At 72.7% G+C, this 15,658-nt stretch carries 16 protein-coding genes; 9 read left to right on the forward strand and 7 right to left on the reverse strand.

Features of this window, described 5'->3' with window-relative positions:
• Window positions 1–89: 89 nt before the first annotated feature.
• Both ACQP2H_RS14455 and ACQP2H_RS14460 read right to left on the reverse strand, forming a co-directional pair.
• On the reverse strand, window positions 90–752 hold the full coding sequence (locus ACQP2H_RS14455) for a DUF6529 family protein (RefSeq protein ID WP_219461659.1): 663 nt from the start codon (window positions 750–752) through the stop codon (window positions 90–92).
• Window positions 752–1,492: a hypothetical protein gene (locus ACQP2H_RS14460; protein WP_219461662.1), complete on the reverse strand. Its 741-nt coding sequence runs from the start codon at window positions 1,490–1,492 to the stop codon at window positions 752–754. The genes ACQP2H_RS14455 and ACQP2H_RS14460 overlap by 1 nt, the downstream gene beginning before the upstream one ends.
• A 190-nt stretch (window positions 1,493–1,682) precedes the next feature.
• On the opposite strand from ACQP2H_RS14460, the gene ACQP2H_RS14465 reads away from it, so the two are divergent.
• The 8 genes from ACQP2H_RS14465 (at window position 1,683) to mnhG (ending at window position 9,740) form a co-directional block, all read left to right on the forward strand.
• Window positions 1,683–2,636 (forward strand): ion transporter, encoded by a 954-nt coding sequence (locus tag ACQP2H_RS14465; protein WP_308290719.1) that lies wholly within the window; start codon window positions 1,683–1,685, stop codon window positions 2,634–2,636.
• A gap of 285 nt (window positions 2,637–2,921) precedes the next feature.
• Window positions 2,922–3,401 (forward strand): potassium transporter TrkA, encoded by a 480-nt coding sequence (locus tag ACQP2H_RS14470; protein ID WP_219461666.1) that lies wholly within the window; start codon window positions 2,922–2,924, stop codon window positions 3,399–3,401.
• A gap of 146 nt (window positions 3,402–3,547) precedes the next feature.
• Complete coding sequence (locus ACQP2H_RS14475; protein WP_433233165.1) at window positions 3,548–6,370, forward strand: Na+/H+ antiporter subunit A; 2,823 nt, start codon at window positions 3,548–3,550, stop codon at window positions 6,368–6,370.
• Window positions 6,367–6,867 carry a Na(+)/H(+) antiporter subunit C gene (locus tag ACQP2H_RS14480; RefSeq protein ID WP_433233167.1) on the forward strand — a complete coding sequence of 167 codons (501 nt, stop codon included), beginning with the start codon at window positions 6,367–6,369 and terminating at the stop codon, window positions 6,865–6,867. The genes ACQP2H_RS14475 and ACQP2H_RS14480 overlap by 4 nt, the downstream gene beginning before the upstream one ends.
• On the forward strand, window positions 6,864–8,444 hold the full coding sequence (locus ACQP2H_RS14485; RefSeq protein ID WP_219461678.1) for a Na+/H+ antiporter subunit D: 1,581 nt from the start codon (window positions 6,864–6,866) through the stop codon (window positions 8,442–8,444). Before ACQP2H_RS14480 ends, ACQP2H_RS14485 begins: the two co-directional genes overlap by 4 nt.
• Window positions 8,441–9,118, forward strand: coding sequence for a Na+/H+ antiporter subunit E (locus tag ACQP2H_RS14490; RefSeq protein WP_308290721.1), 678 nt, complete (start codon window positions 8,441–8,443; stop codon window positions 9,116–9,118). The genes ACQP2H_RS14485 and ACQP2H_RS14490 overlap by 4 nt, the downstream gene beginning before the upstream one ends.
• The gene (locus tag ACQP2H_RS14495; RefSeq protein WP_088645903.1) at window positions 9,115–9,378 is read left to right on the forward strand and encodes a monovalent cation/H+ antiporter complex subunit F; all 264 of its coding nucleotides are present in this window, start codon (window positions 9,115–9,117) and stop codon (window positions 9,376–9,378) included. The genes ACQP2H_RS14490 and ACQP2H_RS14495 overlap by 4 nt, the downstream gene beginning before the upstream one ends.
• Window positions 9,375–9,740: a monovalent cation/H(+) antiporter subunit G gene (gene mnhG, locus ACQP2H_RS14500; protein ID WP_208566100.1), complete on the forward strand. Its 366-nt coding sequence runs from the start codon at window positions 9,375–9,377 to the stop codon at window positions 9,738–9,740. The genes ACQP2H_RS14495 and mnhG overlap by 4 nt, the downstream gene beginning before the upstream one ends.
• Before the next feature lie 87 nt (window positions 9,741–9,827).
• On the opposite strand, the gene ACQP2H_RS14505 is transcribed toward mnhG, so the two are convergent.
• On the reverse strand, window positions 9,828–10,208 hold the full coding sequence (locus ACQP2H_RS14505) for a YccF domain-containing protein (protein WP_219461681.1): 381 nt from the start codon (window positions 10,206–10,208) through the stop codon (window positions 9,828–9,830).
• A gap of 57 nt (window positions 10,209–10,265) precedes the next feature.
• On the opposite strand from ACQP2H_RS14505, the gene ACQP2H_RS14510 reads away from it, so the two are divergent.
• Window positions 10,266–11,282 carry a methyltransferase gene (locus ACQP2H_RS14510; RefSeq protein ID WP_357533608.1) on the forward strand — a complete coding sequence of 339 codons (1,017 nt, stop codon included), beginning with the start codon at window positions 10,266–10,268 and terminating at the stop codon, window positions 11,280–11,282.
• Between the two features lie 43 nt (window positions 11,283–11,325).
• Here the strand turns inward: ACQP2H_RS14510 and ACQP2H_RS14515 are convergent, their stop codons facing one another.
• From ACQP2H_RS14515 to ACQP2H_RS14530, 4 genes are all read right to left on the reverse strand, one after another.
• Window positions 11,326–12,348 (reverse strand): methyltransferase, encoded by a 1,023-nt coding sequence (locus tag ACQP2H_RS14515; protein WP_433233171.1) that lies wholly within the window; start codon window positions 12,346–12,348, stop codon window positions 11,326–11,328.
• Entirely contained in the window at window positions 12,345–13,511 is a 1,167-nt protein-coding gene (locus ACQP2H_RS14520) for an aminotransferase class V-fold PLP-dependent enzyme (RefSeq protein WP_357533604.1), read from the reverse strand. Before ACQP2H_RS14520 ends, ACQP2H_RS14515 begins: the two co-directional genes overlap by 4 nt.
• Window positions 13,508–14,869, reverse strand: a complete 1,362-nt coding sequence (locus ACQP2H_RS14525) for a tryptophan 2,3-dioxygenase family protein (protein WP_433233173.1) — start codon at window positions 14,867–14,869, stop codon at window positions 13,508–13,510. The genes ACQP2H_RS14520 and ACQP2H_RS14525 overlap by 4 nt, the downstream gene beginning before the upstream one ends.
• Before the next feature lie 65 nt (window positions 14,870–14,934).
• Window positions 14,935–15,639, reverse strand: coding sequence for a tryptophan 2,3-dioxygenase family protein (locus tag ACQP2H_RS14530; protein ID WP_433233175.1), 705 nt, complete (start codon window positions 15,637–15,639; stop codon window positions 14,935–14,937).
• Between the last annotated feature and the right edge of the window lie 19 nt (window positions 15,640–15,658).

Consider the following 15,658-nt stretch of genomic DNA (forward strand, 5'->3'; position numbering starts at 1 on the left):
GGGCCGCCGCCGCGGCACGTGCCCGCCCCGCGTATCGGCTACCGGCCCGCGTCAGCCACCCGGCCCGCGTATCGGCTACCGGCCCCGCGTCACGTGCCCACCCCGAAGGTGGTGAAGTACCACAGCGACGAGGTCACCCAGATTCCCATCAGGACGGTGAAGAGCAGCCCACCGACGACCGGCAGCACCCAACCGGCCAACCCCCGTTTGGGCAGGGCCAGCATCTTCATGGTGAAGATGCCGAAGAAGAGGCAGCCGAGCAGCGAGTGCAGCAGGGTCCGCAGGTCGTAGTCGGCGAAGCCCAACGCGTAGAGGCAGTGCACCGCCACCGGCACGGTCAGCAGGAACGCCACCCGGCCGCTCCACCGGTGCAGCCCACCCGCCCAGGAGGGCGAGAAGCTACCGAGCCGGCCCCACATCGACAGCGCGGTGACCAGCTGCACCACGGCGAAGAAGGCCGCCCCGGTGCCCAACCAGACCTTGACCGCCTGGGGGCTGGAGAAGCCGGCCACGTTCACCGCGATCCCGGTGGGCTGGTGCACCTTGGCGTACGCCCCGATGGCCACCGTGACCGCCGCCCCGACCAGCAGCGGTACGACCACCGAGGCGGGTGGTCCGCCGGAGGCGGTGGACGGCGTACCGGTCGGGTCGGGCGGGATCCCGACGGACGGGGGGTCGGACAGGACCCGGACGGACAGCCCGTCGTCGACGTCGCGTCCCACGTCGGTCTCGAACCTGCGGCGGGCGGTCATCACTCACCGCCGCCCGGGTCGGCCGCCACCGGGGCCGCGGTGACGGTCCGGCCGTCCAGGATGGTGGTGCCGAACGCGGGGTCCAGCGGCGGGGCCGACACCGCAGTGCCGTCGCGGGTCACCACCCCGATCTGGCTGCCGTCGGGCAGCATGATCCAGCCGCCGTCGACACCGGAACGGCGCTGCTGCGAGGTGGCCCGGTAGAGCACCGGGTCGGGCTTGCTGGTCTGCTTGGCGGTGAACTTCCACCGGCGCTGGCCCACCACCATCTCGCCGGAGGCGACGCCGTCGCCGAAGGAGCCGGTGAGCACCTCGCCCTTCTTGCCGGTCAACCTCATCCGGCCGTCGGCGGCGGTGCCCTTGAGCCACACCTCCAGTTTCTTGCCGTCGCAGACGTACGCCACCGCCTTACCGTCGGTGACGGTGATCGCGATGGTGGCGCCGCCGTCGATCCGCCCGGTCCAGTTGGAGTCGGCCTTGGCCGCCGGTGGTGTGCTCGGCGGTGGCGTCTGCGGCGGGGCGGGCTGGCCCCGCTGCTCCGACGGCTCCGCCGGGGTGGCGTCCGGTGCCGGCTCCGCTGGTGCGGCGGGCGACTCGACGGCGGCCTCGGGCGAGGCCGCCGCGTTCGCGGCCGGCCCGGCGTCGACCGTACGCGGTGCCGCCTGGGCGCTCATCGCGAACAGGACGGCGGCCATGCCCGTCCCGGTCAGCAGGGTGAGCAACGGGGTCATGCGCTTCATGAGCAGCTCCCTTCACCGGGATGTACGAAGTCCGGGCCCCGGTCGTTCAATGTCGCGGCGAGAAGCTGTGCCCGAAAGTGGGCCGGTGGCCGGTCGGTGACTTTCGGTGACCGTCGGGGATGGCCGTTAGGGTGTCGGCATGGCTGCCGCGTTTCCGCCCCGCTGCGGGACCGGGTGACCGGTGCCGCCCGTGGCCACACCCCTGTCGCCGGTTCCCACCCCACGGGGTGCCCCCGATCCCGGTCCGGCCCACCTGTCCGGCCTGCCCAGGTGGTGTGCCCGCATCGCCCGGTCTCGTCCGTTCGAGGCGGCGATCGTGGTGCTCATCATGGCCAACGCGGCGGTCCTCGGGGTGGAGACCTATCCGGATCTCGGTGCGGCCCGACCCGCGCTGCACTGGCTGGAGCTGAGCTTCCGGGTCGCCTTCGTCGCCGAGATCGCCATCCGGGTGCTGGCGTACGGGCGTCGGCCGCAGGACTTCCTGCGGCACGGGTGGAACGTCTTCGACCTGGTGGTGATCGCGGCGATCTTCCTGCCCGGGCTGCACGGCGACTCGGCGCTGCTGCGGGTCGTGCGGGTGGCCCGGGTGCTGCGCCTGGTGCGTTTCTCGCCGGGGCTGCGCACCATCGTGGCCGCGCTGTGGCGCAGCCTGCCCGGTGTCGGCGGGTTCCTCGCGCTGGCCATGGTGACCCTCTACGTCTACGGCATGGCCGGCTGGCTGATCTTCGGCCGGGCCTACCCGGAGCAGTACGGCGACATCGGCCGGTCGCTGCTGACCCTGTTCGTGCTGCTGTCCCTGGAGACCCTGCCGGATCTGGTGGAGCAGGGGATGGCGCTGTCCCCGTGGACCCTCGTCTACTACGTCAGCTATGTGCTCATCACGGTCAACCTGTTGCTGAACATCCTGATCGCGGTCATCGTGAACTCGATGGAGGAGGCTCGCCGGCTGGAGATGACCGAGCGGCTGGCGCCCGGCTACGACGCCGACGGCGACGGGGTGCCCGACGAGGTGGACCGGATCGCCCTGACCCAGCGCCTGGACGACCTGCGGGCGGTGATCGCCGAGCTGGAACGTGAGCTGCGTATCGACCGGGACGACCCGGCGAGCCGGCACCGGTCGGCCGAACGCTCCGACGCACGTTGACGACGGGCGTCGGTATCCGCCGCCGACTTGTCACCCGGACCGTCGGCATTCGCCGCCGACATGTCGCACGGCCCGTCGGCCGCTGACTGGCCGGTGCCGGTCGGTGGACCCGTGACCGTCGCCCCGAGCGGTGCCGAGGGTCCGTCGGCACCCCTCCGACGTCCAGGTTTCCCGAATGGCGGGACGGTGGAGGTGGGCGGTCGCGTCCCGATCATGATAGGGATGAAGGGGCGCGCGGCCGTTACCGGCCGGACGCCCCTTCGATGTTGGGCGAAGGAGGTCGGTGTGCGGTTCGAACGTACGGTCATTCACGGGGTCGGACTCTGCCAGCGCTTCGCCACCGCACACGGCCAGTGGGCCAGCGTCATCTCCCACCCCGGCGGGCGGCGCGACATCGTGATCTACCACCCCGACGACACCGACACCGCGGTCGGCACGCTGGTGCTCGACCAGTCCGAGGCGCAGGCCGTCGCCGGTGTGCTCAACCAGGCGGTCACCGTCGACCACCTCGCCGAGCTGGAACGCCAGCTCCCCGGCGTCACCGTCGTGCGAATACCCGTCGCCGTGGGCGGTGCCGGCGACGGAAAGCGTTGGCGGGACACCGCGTCGTCCGACCTGCCGCTGTCGCTGCTCGCGGTGGTCCGCGCCGGCCGGGTCGTCCCGACCCCCGGCGACGACTACGTCCTGCTCGCCGGCGACGAGGTCGTCGTCGCGGGCGCGGAGGCGGCCACCACGGCCGCCGTGGACGTGTTCGCCGGTCACTGACCGGGTACCACCACCGACCGACCAACCACTGGTGACGCCACCACCGCGGTGGCCGTGCGACCCGGGGACGCCCGTCCCCGCGCCGCCGGTTCCGCACCGCCCCGATCGGGTCGGTGGCCGCCGACACTGATCTTTGAGGAGGGTATGTGCTGGTCCTGGTGGCGGTCCACGCACTGGCAGCCGTGGTCGCCCCGGGGCTGGTACGCCGCTTCGGCCGCCGGGCGCTCTACGCCGTCGCGCTCGCCCCGGCCGCCACGCTGGTCTGGGCGCTGAGCCGCACCGGTGGGGTCCGGGCCGGCGAGCCGGTGGTGGAGACCTGGCCGTGGGTGCCCCGGATCGGCCTGGAACTCGCCCTACGGATGGGCACCCTGTCCTGGCTGATGGTGGTGCTCGTCGGCGGGGTCGGCGCGCTGGTGCTGGCGTACAGCGCCAGGTACTTCCGCTCCGACGACCCCGGGCTGGGCCGATTCGCCTCGGTCTTCGTCGCCTTCGCCGGTTCCATGCTCGGCCTGGTGGTCTCCGACGACCTGCTGCTGCTCTACGTCTTCTGGGAACTCACCACCGTCTTCTCGTACCTGCTGATCGGCTACGACCCGGCCAAGCGGGCCAGCCGGCGGGCCGCCATGCAGGCGTTGCTGGTCACCACCCTGGGCGGGCTCGCGATGCTGGCCGGGTTCGTGATGCTCGGCCAGCACGCCGGCAGCTACCGCTGGTCGGTCGTCGCCACCGACCTGCCCGGCGGCGGCTACCTGGTCACCGCGCTGATGCTGATCCTGCTCGGTGCGCTCAGCAAGTCGGCGATCGTCCCGTTCAGCTTCTGGCTGCCGGGGGCGATGGCCGCCCCCACCCCGGTCAGCGCCTACCTGCACGCCGCCGCGATGGTCAAGGCCGGGGTGTTCCTGGTCGCGCTGCTCGGCCCGGCCGTCGCCGACGTCACCGCCTGGCGGGTGGTGCTGCTCGTCACCGGTCTGGCCACCCTCTTCCTCGGCGCCTGGGTGGCGCTGCGCCAGACCGACCTGAAGCTCCTCCTCGCCTACGGCACGGTCAGCCAGCTCGGGCTGCTGATGGTGGTCCTGGGTGCCGGCACCCGCGACGCCGCACTGGCCGGCGCGGCGATGGTGTTGGCCCATGCCCTGTTCAAGGCCACCCTGTTCCTCGTCGTCGGGATCGTCGACCACACCACCGGTACCCGTGACCTGCGCGAACTCAGTGGCCTCGGCCGGCGCGCGCCGGTGCTGGCCGGGGTCGCCGTGCTGGCCGCCGCCTCGATGGCCGGGCTGCCGCCGATGGCCGGCTTCGTCGCCAAGGAGGCCGCCTTCGAGGCGTTCCAGCACGGGGGTACGGCCGACCTGCTGGTGCTGGCCGGGGTGGTGGCCGGGTCGGCGCTGACCGTGGCGTACACGCTGCGGTTCCTGTGGGGCGCGTTCGCCGGCAAGCCCGGGGTCGCGCCGACCGAGCCGCACCCGGCGGGCCGGTCGTTCCTCGCCGCTCCGGCGCTGCTCGCCGTGGCCGGGCTGGCCGTCGGCGTCGCCGCCCCGGCCCTCGACGGGCTGCTCGCCCCGTACGCCGACGGGTTCGCCTCCGCCGAGCCGGGTTACCACCTGGCGCTGTGGCACGGCCTGACCCCGGCGCTCGGGTTGTCCGCCCTGGCGGTGGCGGTCGGCGGCGGGCTGTTCCTGCTGCTGCACCGGGGACGGCTGCGGGCGACCCGGTGGACCCCTGTCGACGGCGCGGCCGGCTACGAGCGGCTGGTCGCCGGGGTGGACCGGCTCGCGGTGGAGCTGACCGGCGCCACCCAGCGGGGCTCGCTGCCGTTCTACCTCGGGATCATCCTGGTGGTGCTGGTCGTGCTGCCCGGCGGCGCGCTGCTCACCGGCGGGCCCTGGCCCCGTGAGTTCCGCGCCTGGGACACCCCGTTGCAGGCCGTCGTCGCCGCCCTGGTGATCGTCGCCGCCGTGATGGCCGCCCGCGCGCTGCGCCGGCTCACCGCGATGATCCTGGTCGGCGTCGCCGGCTACGGCACGGCCCTGATGTTCGTCCTGCACGGCGCACCGGACCTGGCGCTGACCCAGTTCCTGGTGGAGACCGTCACCATCGTCATGTTCGTGCTGGTGCTGCGCCGGCTGCCGGTGAAGTTCTCGGCCCGGCCGATCCGGGCCAGCCGGCGCGGCCGGATCGCCCTCGGGGTCGCCGTCGGCGCGGTCGTGTCCGGGATGGCCTGGGTCGCGGGGAGCGGCCGGCTGGCCACCCCGATCTCCGACCGGTTCCCCGACGAGGCGGTCTCCTACGGCGGCGGCAAGAACGTGGTCAACGTGACCCTGGTCGACATCCGCGCCTGGGACACCATGGGCGAGATCGCGGTGCTGGTGGTGGCCGCCACCGGGGTGGCCAGCCTGATCTTCCGCCGTTCCCGGGACCTGGACCGGCGCAGCGCCGTCCCCGGCCCCCGACCGGCGACCACCGGCGGGCCGCGCTGGCTGACCGCCGGCTTCGAGGCGCACCGGCACTCGGTGATCCTCCAGGTGGTCACCCGGCTGCTGTTCCACGCCATCGTGCTGTTCTCGGTCTACCTGCTCTTCTCCGGCCACAACGCCCCCGGTGGCGGGTTCGCCGCCGGGCTGGTCGCCGGACTGGCCCTGGCCGTGCGTTACCTGGCCGGCGGCCGGCGGGAACTCAACGCCGCCGCCCCGGTCGACGCCGGCGCGGTACTCGGCGCGGGACTCTTCCTCGCCGTCGGGACCGGAGTGGTGGCGATGCCGCTGGGTGGGGAGTTCCTGCAGAGCGCGGTGCTCGACCTGCACCTGCCCCTGCTGGGCAAGGTCCATTTCGTCTCGTCGGTCTTCTTCGACGTCGGCGTCTACCTGATCGTGGTCGGCCTGGTGCTGGACATCCTGCGCAGCCTCGGCGCCGAGATGGACCGCCAGCAGGAGGACGCCCACGACGACGTACGGGACAAGGAGCTGGTGTGACCCCCAACCTCACCTACATAGTGGTGGTCGGCGTGCTCTTCGCCGCCGGGGTGACCCTGCTGCTGGAACGCAGCCTGACCCGGGTGCTGATGGGCATCATCCTGCTCGGCAACGGCGCCAACCTGCTGCTGCTCACCGGCGGCCGGGCCGGTGGCCCGCCGATCGTCGGCACCACCGACGGGGCGGAGATGAGCGACCCGCTGCCCCAGGCGATGGTGCTCACCGCCATCGTCATCACCCTCGGCATGACCGCGTTCCTGCTGGCGCTGTCATACCGCAGCTGGCACCTCAACGGCCACGACGAGGTGCAGGACGACGTGGAGGACCGCCGGATCATGGACCTGGCCGACCGGGACGAGGGGCCGGGCACCGACGACGCCGACCAGCCCGACTCCGACGACCAGCTCGACGGCGACGGGCGGCCCGATCCGGACAGCCGGCGGCCCTCGGCGGCGTCGGCGTCGGTGGCGGCCGGCGAGCGGGGGAGGAAAGCGTGAACTACCTCGTCCCACTGCCGGTGGTGATGCCGCTGCTCGGCGCGGCCCTGACCCTGCTGCTGGCCAGCCGCCCCCGTGCGCAGCGGTGGGTCAGCCTCACCGTGCTCACCGCGACCGTGGCGGTGGCCGCCACCCTGCTGGTCCGCTCCTCGATCGACGGTCCGCTCGTCGTCGAGGTCGGCGGCTGGGTCGCGCCGCTGGGCATCGTGCTCGTCGCCGACCAGCTCGCCGCGCTGATGCTGGTGGTGTCCGCCGCCGTGACCCTCTGCGTGCTGGTGTACTCCATCGGGCAGGGCATGGCCGACGGGCACGAGGACACCCCGCTGTCGGTCTACCACCCCACCTACCTGGTGCTGACCGCCGGAGTGTGCAACGCGTTCCTCTCCGGTGACCTGTTCAACCTCTACGTCGGTTTCGAGATCCTGCTGGTCGCCAGCTACGTGCTGCTCACCCTGGGCAGCACCGAGACCCGCATCCGGGCCGGCACCACGTACGTCGTGGTCAGCCTGCTGTCGTCGCTGATCTTCCTGGTGGCGATCGGGCTGGTCTACTCGGCCACCGGCACCCTCAACCTGGCCCAGCTCGTCGACCGGCTCGACGCGCTCCCCGACGACCTGCGGTTGGTGCTGCAGGGGATGCTGCTGCTCGCCTTCGGCATCAAGGCGGCGGTCTTCCCGCTGTCGGCGTGGCTGCCCGACAGTTATCCCACCGCGCCCGCACCGGTCACCGCCGTCTTCGCCGGCCTGCTCACCAAGGTCGGCGTGTACGCCATCATCCGCACCGAGACGCTGCTGTTCCCCGGTGGCCGGACGGCCGACCTGCTGCTGGTGGTGGCGGCGTTGACCATGCTGGTCGGCATCCTCGGCGCGGTCGCCCAGTCCGACATCAAACGACTGCTGTCGTTCACCCTGATCAGCCACATCGGGTACATGCTGTTCGGGGTGGGCCTCAGCTCGTCGCTCGGGTTGGCCGCCGCGATCTTCTACGTGGTGCACCACATCACCATCCAGACCACCCTCTTCCTCTCCGCCGGGCTGGTCGAACGCCGGGGCGGCAGCACCGCGCTGGACCGCCTCGGCGGGCTGGCCCGGTTGTCGCCGCTGCTCGCCGTGCTGTTCTTCGTGCCCGCGCTGAACCTGGCCGGGATTCCACCGTTCTCCGGTTTCCTCGGCAAGCTCGGCCTGGTCCAGGCCGGGGTGGACGACGGTGGCGTGCTGGCCTGGGTGCTGGTCGCCGGTGGGCTGCTGACCAGCCTGCTCACCCTCTACGCCATCGCCCGCGTGTGGAACCTGGCGTTCTGGCGTCGCCCGCACCCGGAGATGCCCGAACCGCAGGACAGCGTGCACACCGTGCGTACCGACGGGGTGGAGCAGCCCTACCGGGGGCCGGACCGCGACGCCCACCCGGGCGCGATGCTGCCCCGCCTGATGATCGCGCCGACGGTCGCCCTGGTGGTGCTGGGGCTGGGGCTGACCGTGGTGGCCGGGCCACTGTTCGACCTCAGCTCCGACGCCGCGGACGACCTGCTGCGGCGCACCCCGTACGTCGAGGCCGTCTACCCCGGGGGTACCCCGTGAGCCACGATCCACCGCCGCAGCGGTCCGAGGAACTCTCGCCACCACCGGAGGACCTGTCGCCGCAGCGTGCCGGTGAACCGTCGCCGCCGGTGCATCCCGAGGATCTGCCGTTGACCCCGGCGGCCCACCGCCGCAACCAGGCCGTCGCGATGATCGTCCTGGTCACCGTCTGGGTGTTGTTGTGGGGGACGCTGAGCTGGGCCAACGTGCTCGGTGGGCTGGTGGTGGGGCTGGTGGTGCTGACCGTCTTCCCGCTGCCCCCGGTGACCTTCGCCGGCCGGGTGCACCCGGTGCCGCTGCTGCGGTTCGCCCTGCGCTTCCTGCGGGACCTGGTGGTGGCCAGCGTCCAGATCGCGGTGCTGGCACTGCGGTTCGGGCACCCCCCGCTGGGCGCGATCATCGCGGTGCCGCTGCGGGTCCGCTCCGACCTCAACCTCACCCTGACCGCCGAGGCGCTGTCCCTGGTGCCGGGCAGCCTCATCGTCGAGGTGGACCGGGACGCCGGCATCCTCTATGTCCACGTCCTCGGGGTGCGCGACCGCGCCGAGGTCGAACGCTTCCGCGACGGCGTGCTGGAGTTGGAGGCCCGGTTGATCGCGGCGATCGGTTCGGCGCAGGAGCAGCGGCTGATCCGGGAGCACACACCGTCCACCCTGGAAGGAAGTTCGAGATGACCGCTGTCGCCGTGATCGTCACCGTGCTGCTGGCGGTGGCCGGTGCGCTCACCCTCACCCGGATCGTCCGGGGGCCGTCGGTGCTCGACCGGGCGGTCGCCACCGACGTGCTGCTGGCGATCGTGGTGGCCGCCGTGGCGACCGAGGCCGCCTACAGCCGGGACGCGACCGCGCTGCCGATCCTGGTGGTGCTGGCCATCCTCGGCTTCGTCGGGTCGGTAAGCGTCGCCCGCTTCGCCACCCGCCGGGACGACCGGTGAGCGTCGACGCGGTGCTGGACGTGGTGGCCGCGGTCTGCCTGCTGGGCGGTGCGCTGCTCAGTCTCGCCGCCGGGGTCGCCCTGGTCCGTTTCCCCGACCTGCTGTCGCGGATGCACGCCGCGGCCAAGCCACAGGTGCTCGGCCTGCTGCTGGTGCTGCTCGGCTGCGCGCTGCGGCTGCGGACCGGGGTGGACGTCACCACGCTGGTGCTGGTCGGCGCGTTCCAGTTGGCCACCGCGCCGGTCGCCGCCCACATGATCGGCCGGGCCGGCTACCCGCACGACCGGATCCGCACCGATCTCCTGATCACCGACGAACTCGCCGCCCACCTCGACCGCCTGCACGCCGACCGCCGGCCCTGACCGGGGCGTTCCCCGGCCTTCGGGCCCCGGCCGCCGGGTCGTCGCGGCCGGGTCGTCGCTGCCCTGACCGGGGTGTCCCCGGGCGGGTCAGGGGGCCTCGACGACCTCCCGGCCGAGCGGCCAGAACGCCGCCGGGACGAGCTTGAAGTTGGCGATGCCGAACGGGATGCCGATGATCGTGACGCAGAGCGCGATCCCGGCGAGCAGGTGGGACAGCGCCAGCCACCAGCCGGCGAGCAGCACCCACAGCACGTTCGCCAGCCCGGACGGGACGCCGGCCCCGGGCTTCGCGACCAGGGTCCGGCCGAACGGCCACAGCGAGTACGACGCCAACCGCAGCGAGGCGACCCCGAACGGGATCGTGATGATGAGCACGAAGCAGACCACCGCCGCGACGAAGTAGCCGAGCGCCAGCACGATTCCGCCACCGAGGATGAGCCACAACAGGTTCAGGATGAAGCGAATCATTACTCCATAGTGACGGGTGCGTGCCACCGCGTCACCGTTCCATGATCTTATGTTCCCATGATCACTCCCACTCCTCTCATGCATCTCGTCGCCGGCGTCTGGGGCTTCAAGACCCTCGCCGTCGGGGTCGAGTTCGGGCTGTTCACCAAGCTGGCCGGCGGCCGGACCGTCACCGTGGCCGAGGTCGCCGCCGAGTTCGGGCTCGACGAACGCCCCGCCGACCTGCTGCTGTCGGCCAGCGCGTCGCTGGGGCTGCTGGAGCGGGCCGGTGACGGCTATCGCAACTCCGAGCTGGCCGAGCAGTTCCTGGTCGAGGGGCGGCCCTACTACTTCGGTGCCCAGGTGCGCTACTCCGACCTGCGCACCTACCTGCCCTGGCACCGGGTGGGCGAGGCGCTGCGCGGTAACCGGCCGCTCACCTGGGACCCGCAGCAGCAGGACTCCCTGTTCGACACCACCGACCAGGAGCTGGTGGCCCAGTTCTGGGACGCCATGTTCGCCACCTCCCGGTTCACCGCCCGCGCCCTGGCCGACGCGTACGACTTCGGCGCGCACCGCCGGCTGCTCGACGTCGGCGGCGGCGCGGGGGCGTTCCCGATCGAGTTCTGTCTGCGTCTGCCGCACCTGCGGGCGACGATCCTGGACCTGCCGCACGTGTGCGTGCGGGCCGGGGAGCGGATCGCGGAGGCGGGCCTGACCGACCGGATCAGCGCCGTCCCCGGGGACTTCCTCGCCGACCCGGCCCTGCCGGACGGGCACGACGTGATCCTGCTCAGCATGATCCTGCACGACTGGGACGAGCCGACCAACCGGGCGCTGCTGGCCCGGTGTTTCGCCGCGCTGCCGCCCGGCGGGGTGGTCGTCATCTCTGAGCTGCTGCTCAACGACGAGCGCACCGGCCCGCCGGAGGCCGCCCTGATGGGCATGAACATGCTCGTCGAGACCGAGGGCGGCAAGAACTACTCCGGTGCGGAGTACCGGGCCTGGCTGACCGACGCCGGCTTCGTCGACGTGCGTACGGTGCCGTTCGAGGCCCCCGGCGCGAACGGCGCGGTGCTGGCCCGCCGCCCCTGACCGGCCCGGCCGGCGGGCCACCACGGTCCGCCGGCCCGCCCGCTCACCCCGGCTTGTACGCGGTGACCAGCTCCCACCCGCCGGGCAGCACCGCCACCCGGGTGAAGCCGACCTCGGCGAGCAGCCCGGTGTAGAACTCGACCTCCCGCAGCTGGCTGACGCAGCTGTCCACCCCGATCAGGAAGTAGCTCCAGAAGAACTGCACGGCCAGCCGGTCCGGGGTGCGGAACTCCTCGGCGATCAGCAGCAGCCCACCCGGCTCCAGCGCCGCGTACGCCTGCTCCACCAGGCGGCGGGCGACGTCGTTGGGCCAGTCGTGCAGCACCCGGACGAACGCCATCGCGTCGTAGCCGGTCGGCAGCGGCCCGGCGAGGAAGTCGCCGCCGACGAAGCCCAGCCGGTCGGGGTGCCCCCGGGCGACCCGGGTGGCCGCCACCAGCGGTGCCACCGGCGGCAGGTTGAACACGTCGGCCCGCAGGGCGGTGGCGGTGTCGAGGATGTGCGCGGCGAGCGTGCCGTCGCCGCCGCCGACGTCCAGCAGGCGTCGCCGGTCCGGCCACAACCGGTCGGCGTGCCGGCGCAGCGTCTCGATCACCGGGCCGAGCCCGGCGGCCATGCTGCGTTCGAAGTCGGCGGTCTGCGCGTCGGTCCTGGGTGGCCAGGCGAAGTCGTCGTCGGTCATGCCGACCTCGCCGCGCAGGCTCTCGGCGAGCCGGCCGTGCAGCAGACGCCACGGGTAGCGGTCCCGGTCCCGTTCGATCGCGTCCGGGCCGACCACCGCCAGCACGGCGTCGCGCAACCCGGGCACCGCCCGGTAGCTGGCCGCGGCGATGTCGTCGCCGGGTTCGTGGCGGGTGACGCAGCCGAGGCTCTCCAGGCAGTCGAGGAACTTGTAGAGCCGCAGCGGGCGCACCCCGAACCGGTCGGCCAGCGCGTCGAGGCGTACCGGGCCGGGTTCCAGCGCGTCGAGCAGGCCGAGGGCCAGCGCGGTCTCCAGCACGTCGACGGCCTTGGGGCCGTTGACGAGCAGGCTCATCAGCGCCCGGGGGGACAGGGTGACGGTCACCGGTCCAGCTCCTCGGCCAGCGCGTCCATGAACGCGTCGACCTCGTCGAGGGTGTTGTAGACGTGCGGCCCGACCCGCAGCCAGCCCCGCCAGGTGCAGATCATGTTGCGTCCGGCCAGCCGCCGCTTGACCGCCTCGCCGTCGGGGACGTCCAGGCAGACCACCCCGCCCCGGCGCTGCGGGTCGGTGGGGCTGACCACCGCGATGCCGGCCGCCGCCGCCCGGTCCAGGACCCGCTGGGTCAGCGCCAGCGAGTGCGCCCGGATCGCCCCGATCCCGACGCCCGCGAGCAGGTCCAGGCCGACCTGGGAGATCAGCGAGGTCAACGGGTACGGCGTGCCGCCGGCGAAGCGTTGCGCCCCCGCCGCCCACCCGGTCGACACCCGGAAGGTCAACGCCCGGTCGCCGGCCTGCCACCCGGTCGCCGCCGGTTCCAGCCGCTCGGCCAGGTCGGGGCGGACGTAGAGGAAGGCGGTGCCGGCCCCGCACAGCCACTTGTGCGCACCGCCGAGGACGATGTCGACGCCGAGCGCGGTCACGTCCAGCGGGACCGCCCCGACGGTCTGGAAGGCGTCCACCACCACCAGGGCGCCGACGGCGTGGGCGCGGGCGACCAGCCGGGCCAGGTCGATGGTGGCCCCGGAGGAGAAACTCGCATGGGGTACGCAGACCAGCAGCGTCCGCTCGTCGATGCGGGCTTCGAGGGCGTCCTCGTCGAACCGGGGGCCGCCGGTGCCGACCACGTCGAGCCGCGCGCCGTAGCGGCCGAACGCGGTGCCGATGAACGGCACCGTCGGGTACTCCAGGTCGGTGGTGACGATCCGGTCGCGCGGCGGGCGGTAGTCGAAGCAGGACAGCACCCGGACCAGCAGCGTGCTCAGGTTGGCGTCGGTGACCACGCTGCCCGGCGGTGCGCCGAGCAGCGCGGCGACCGAGTCGGCGTACCGGTCGAGGCCGACGTGCCAGCCCTGCCACACGTCGTCGCGCCAGTCGCGCAGGGTGGCCCAGTAGTCGGCGAGCACCCGTTCGACGCCCCGGGGCGACGCGCCGGTGGAGTTGTTGCCCAGGTAGACGCAGGTTTCCAGCAGCGGGAACTCGGCGCGCAGGGTGGTGTGCGCGGCGGTGTCCAGGCAGCCTGCCGGGAGGGTGTCGGGTCCGCTCACTCGGAGCAGCCTCCAATCGGGTCGACCCGGGTGGTGCCCGGGTCTGCGGATACGGTGGTGAAGACCGGATCGGCGCGGACGGCCGCCAGGTAGGGGGTGCCCTCGGTGTAACCGGTGCCGGAACGGCTGCCGAGCATCCGGGTCGCCAGCCGGTGATGGGTGCGTCGCCAGGTCAGCACGGCCTCGGCGAAGGCCGCCATCCGCTGGCGTACCAGCGCCTGGTCGGGGCCCCGCAGCAGCCCGTCGCGGACCGCCGTCCGGTAGGCCTGGTCGATCGACGGCTGGCCGGACCGCACCAGGTCACGCACCTCCGGCACCGACCGGTACGCGGTGGAGTCCAACCGGTCCGGCGTCGGCGGACGGCACAGCGACTCCATCAGTTTGTAGGAGCGGGACTGGATCGCGCTGGCCCCCTCGGTGTAATCCCGGAACGTCCGGAACGCCGCCGGTTGCATGGTGGCCAGCAGCGAGAAGAGCGGACCGGCGTCGCTGATCAGTTCCCGGGCGTACGCCAGCGAAGCGGCGGCCCGGTGGGGACGACCGGTGGCCAGCGCGGTGATCGTGTCCCGCAACTCCTCGGCGACCCCGGCGAACACACACTCGTACGCCTGTAGGACCCGGATGAACAGGTATTCGTCGTGGGAGACGTAGACCGGCAACATGCTCAGCCGCAGGACCCGCTCCCGGGCGGGATCACGGCCGGCGACGGCGAGCCGGTGCAGCGCCGTCGCCGCCGCCACCGGGTCCCGGGTCGATGTCATCGGGTGCGGGTCGGTGACCGCCCCGACACGGCCGAGCCGGGTCAGCGCGGAGATCCCGGCCCGCACCCCGAGTCGGTACCGTTTGGCCACCACCGTCGGCTCCGGCCGCTGCTCGGGGAGCAGATCGGTGGCATCGGTCGCGACGGCCAACTCGAACGCGAGGGCGTCGGCGACGAGGTCGACCAGCAGCCGGTCGCGTTCCCGCCGCCCGCCGGCCCGCCCGGCCCGCACCGCCTGCTGGCTCTGCCCGGCCCGCGTCGCCGGCCCGGTCTGGTCGGTCTGGCCGCTCGACGGGGCCGGCCCGGCCGGGCGGGTGTCCATGGGCCCGGCGGCGGGCAGGGGGAGCAGGGGCAGGGCCAGGTAGCTGCGGTAGTCGTACCGGTCGTCCCACTTGTCGAGCGCCACGTCGAGGAAGGTGGACAGCTGGCGGGCGGGGGGCGTCCGGGTGCCCACCCGGGCGCGGACCTGATCCAGCAGGGCCAGCAGTTCCTTTTTGACGAAGTGTTTGCCGACGCGTTGAAATTCGGTGACAACCGCATCGTAGGGAAATCTCTCGGGATCGGCCGTACCGGACGACCAGCTGGTCAGCTCAAGCACGATCCGCACCTCGGGTGGGGGTATGTCAAGGGAGGCGCCGACGATTCTTCGAGTGGCGCTGGTCGTCATGCTTCTGCGGAGCGGGAATGGGCCGACACCGGCGTGTCGGTGTTCGGCCGGGCCGGTCGCAGCTCGGGGAAGAACCGGTGCTCGACGAGCTTGGCGAGCATCGTGGCCGGGCTGGACGGGCTGCCGTCGGCGGGGTGCCCACCGACGGCCAGGGCGACCTGGTAGTGACGTGCCCGCCACCGGGAGACCTGTTCGTCCCATCTGGCCATCGCCTCGGCGAGCCGACGTGTCGGGTCGGTCGGCGGCAGGGTGTGCAGCGTCGCGCCCCGGTCGGCGAGCTGCCCGGCGAAGGCCCGGCCGAGCTGCCGGCTCACCGACGCGACCTGACGCCAGCCGGGTGACTCGGCACCGGATCCGTTGCCCAGCGCCGGTTGCATCGTCTGAAAGTCGATCGGTGCCAGATGGTCGAACATCGCCAACTGGTCGGTGACCAGTCGCACCGCGAGCGTCGCACGGGCCAGCAGCTCCGCCGCCGCTGCCGGGTCGGCGGCCTCGGTCCGCGCCACGGCGGCGCTCAGCTCGGCCCCGGCGAGCTTCAGCCACAACTCGGTGGACTGGTGTACGACCTGGAAGAGCAACTCGTCGCGGTGCAGCACCTCCTCCGGGCGGCGTTGCAGATCGAGCAGTTCACCGGTGCGCATGTAGCGGGCGTAGTCCGTAGGACCGTCGCCGGGCAGCACGGGTGACTGGTCACGTTTCACGACTGTCCCTCCGGTAAAT

The sequence above is a fragment of the Micromonospora sp. CA-248260 genome, assembly GCF_050942205.1.
GTDB classification, from domain to species: domain Bacteria; phylum Actinomycetota; class Actinomycetes; order Mycobacteriales; family Micromonosporaceae; genus Micromonospora; species Micromonospora antibiotica.

Bases quoted from the DNA above. Each gene is read 5' to 3' on its own strand.
- ACQP2H_RS14455 (WP_219461659.1), bottom strand. From the start codon at position 752: ATGACCGCCCGCCGCAGGTTCGAGACCGACGTGGGACGCGACGTCGAC.
- ACQP2H_RS14460 (WP_219461662.1), bottom strand. From the start codon at position 1,492: ATGAAGCGCATGACCCCGTTGCTCACCCTGCTGACCGGGACGGGCATG.
- ACQP2H_RS14495 (WP_088645903.1), top strand. From the start codon at position 9,115: ATGACCGCTGTCGCCGTGATCGTCACCGTGCTGCTGGCGGTGGCCGGT.
- ACQP2H_RS14505 (WP_219461681.1), bottom strand. From the start codon at position 10,208: ATGATTCGCTTCATCCTGAACCTGTTGTGGCTCATCCTCGGTGGCGGA.
- ACQP2H_RS14510 (WP_357533608.1), top strand. From the start codon at position 10,266: ATGATCACTCCCACTCCTCTCATGCATCTCGTCGCCGGCGTCTGGGGC.